The organism is Dethiosulfatibacter sp., assembly GCF_983023055.1.
This window is the reverse complement of sequence record NZ_CEZJXU010000311.1, coordinates 1-3178: the sequence shown is the minus strand read 5'-3', so window position 1 is coordinate 3178 and position 3178 is coordinate 1. Positions and strand designations below refer to the sequence as shown.

At 38.8% G+C, this 3178-nt stretch carries 3 protein-coding genes; 1 reads left to right on the top strand and 2 read right to left on the bottom strand.

The window, feature by feature from the left end; all coding sequences use genetic code 11:
* On the top strand, positions 1–208 hold a 208-nt coding region (locus AC3AX0_RS10150; protein ID WP_487550177.1), incomplete at its 5' end, for an MGMT family protein.
* A gap of 49 nt (positions 209–257) precedes the next feature.
* Here AC3AX0_RS10150 and AC3AX0_RS10145 read toward each other — a convergent pair.
* Together AC3AX0_RS10145 and AC3AX0_RS10140 are read right to left on the bottom strand one after the other, a co-directional pair.
* Positions 258–1433, bottom strand: a complete 1176-nt coding sequence (locus AC3AX0_RS10145; protein WP_487550176.1) for an amidohydrolase family protein — start codon at positions 1431–1433, stop codon at positions 258–260.
* Between the two features lie 59 nt (positions 1434–1492).
* Positions 1493–3178 (bottom strand): MGH1-like glycoside hydrolase domain-containing protein (locus AC3AX0_RS10140; RefSeq protein ID WP_487550175.1); only part of this gene is annotated, 1686 nt, incomplete at its 5' end.

Below are 3178 nucleotides of genomic sequence, written 5' to 3'. Positions count from 1 at the left end.
GGGAGCCAGGCAGGTTTCAAGAATTCTTCATTCCATGAGCAGAAAACACAGCCTTCCCTGGCACAGGGTAATAAACTCCAAGGGCGAAATATCTCTGCCTCCTGAAAATGGCGGACTTCTTCAAAGACAGATGCTTGAAGATGAAGGCGTCGTCTTTAAAGAATCTGGCAAAATCGACTTGAAGATTTACAGATTTATAGGGCAATAACTCAGTATAATAAAAACCCTTCTAGAATTTGATATCTAGAAGGATTTCTTCAATTCATAACTACTCTCTCATCTATACTACAAAATAAATCTGCAGCATTATCGTATAATATCTTCTCCTTAAGCCTCTCACCAAAATCTTCGCCAAAGACACCCTTATCTACGAAGTATCCATTTATCTCGTCAATAAGGTCATATGCTGCAAGAAGTGCTCCATAGCTTTCCTCAACAGTAGATGCATCGCATCCCCACATGACCCTGTCCGTTCCTATGAGCTCAAGAACATTTATCAAGGTATCTTTTGCAATATTTGTTGAAAGAATAGGCATCCAACATATGTCGAGCCAGGTATTTGGACAGTCGTAAAGCACAGCAAGAAGGTCATCTGTCCATGGAAAACCTCCGTGTAGAAGAGAAAACCTCACATTTTCATGCTTCTTCATAAGAGGTATAAGGTTTATGGCGCTTGTTCCATAAATCTGTCCTAGACCTGTATGAAGCTGTATTGGAATATTGAATTCTCCTGCTATTTCAGCAAGCTTGTTCATTATATAATCCTGAAAACATCTTATATATTCAGGATTGTTTACGTCCTCATAAACAAAGTTTGCCTTACGCCTGGTCACATCCACAAAAGCCAAGTCTCTGAAATAAGCCATGCATACCTTCAGCGCAGTACATTTTTCCTTTTCATAGGACTCACGTATATAGTTCCTTATTTTAGTGACATAATCGTCAATATTTCCCGGGACATAATCAAAGAAGTCAAAGGGATTAGCCTCGCAGGAAAGAAGACCTTCCCGTGAATATCCATAAAACATGAAGTCGCATCTCAATGCAACACTGCAATCCACTCCGTTGCTTCCACTACTTCTAATATCTATCCAGTCATCAAGAAGTATTTCATCATAGCCACATATCTCTCTTAATACATGATTTTCATAGTCAGGGTCAAGATAAGCTTTCTTAATCCTCTCATCAAAAATATCCCAGGTTTCTTCACTAAGCACAAGTCCTTGTCCATAAAGCTTTTCAATAGAAAGCTTTAGTTGAACAAATGCTTTCATGGTCATATTCTTTTCAAAATAAACCCTTATATCTTTTTTGGATTCAGATTGAAGGGTATTTTGCCATCCCACATAGGATTTTTCGAATATGTATTTTAGATTTATTTTTTCTCTTTCTATATCCACGCCAAAATGGGAGTGGCTGTTGTATATCTTCATATCTCACCTTCCAAAAAAGTGCCAACAACTCATTGCTGTTGACACTTCAGTAGTAGAATCTATTTGTAAATTTCTATTTTTATTGACTTACCTTTTTTTACAGCTACAGTATTGCTAAGTTCACTTTCCACTCCATTTATCAGAACCTTGATTGGCTTCCCAGTACCAAGGGCTATAGTACAGTCATTCTCCTGAACAGGAACAACAACTGCAATATAATGGTCGCTGCATTCAAAGTGGGTAAATCTTCCAACTGCATCTGTTTTTACGATCTCAGCACCATTTTTCACAAGGACTGTTCCTTCCTTGCTGCAATTCAGAGTATAGACACCATCAGCCATCTTGAATCCATTTATTTCAAAATCTTTACCTTCCGGATTTCCGAAATGGAAACCATTCCAGGGATCAATGTCTATATGCTCCAAAGTCCACATAAGAGGATATAAAGCTCCCCATCCGTAGAATGGATCAGTATCTACAGAGTCGCTTCCTTCACCTGTAAAAGTATTGTGGTTTTCATAACATGCTTTCTCTTCATCCCAGAGTCTAGTATAATGCTTCATTATCTGGTTCAGAAGCTTAGTTGCCTCTTTGAATTTTCCATACCTCTTAAGTCCCACATAGGTTATGAAGTTAAGAGGAGGCCATGATCTTCCCCTCCAGTAAACATTGTCGTTTACCGATTCTTCCTTTAACCAAATTGAAGGCATAGGCATTTCAGTCCAAAATTCCTCTTCATTGAAAATATGATCAATAAGCTTGTCAACCCTTTCACCTTCAGGCACTCCAGCTGCAAGTGGATAGAAACTTGTAGGGCTTGGACATACAAAGCCCTCATCCCAGTGTTTGTTTGCATATAATTCATTCTTTTCATCCCAGAGATTTTCATCGATTTTCTTCTTTAAATTCTTTGATTTTTCAAGAACCAAATCAGCATTATCATTATCCCCTACTATTTTTGCAATATGGGACAGGCATTCACCATCAAGTACAAGAAGACTATTCATTGCAATATCTTCCATATTGATGGTATTAGTTTCCTTAATGAATTTTGCACTGTCATACATTGGACTATTGTCCATTGCTGCCTCGTCCTTTGCTGCAAGCTTGGTTCCGTTGAAGTGTCCCTTTCCAACCTGGGAGCTTCCGTATTCAAGGACTCCATTTCCATTTCCATCCCTGTTTTCATACCACCACAAATTGGCCTTTAAAAGAACTGGATAGATTTCTTCAAGAAGCTGTCTGTCTCCCGTCAGCTGATAATACTTGTAGATTATGAAGCTTGTAATAGGCGGTTGAGACCGGTCAACCCATTCTGTGAATTCTGACATTAAACAGGCAAGGTTACCTTCAGGGGTGGTATTATCCATTGCCGATTTCATGCAGTTTCTAGCCATAGTCCAGTCTCCTGAATATGCATTTATCAATCCGTGCATGAGGATGTCGTCAAGCCAGATGAACCATCCTCCGAACTTTCTGTCTATCCAAAATCTTGTTAGGGATGTAAATACCCTGTGGTTCTTATGATCTGCGATGGTATTCCATGCCATTACTTCCTGCATGGATTCCATTGCTGAAATATTTTCTCCCTTTGACAGTTTGGTAAGGGGATCCATGTATTTTTTCTTTAGGTCCTCAAAGGATACATCAAGAGCTTTTTCAGCCTTTTCTTTACTCGTTTCAAAATCATTTGAAACACATACAGAAAATACTATTTCAGGTGTTTCCTCAAGGTTGTACATCGT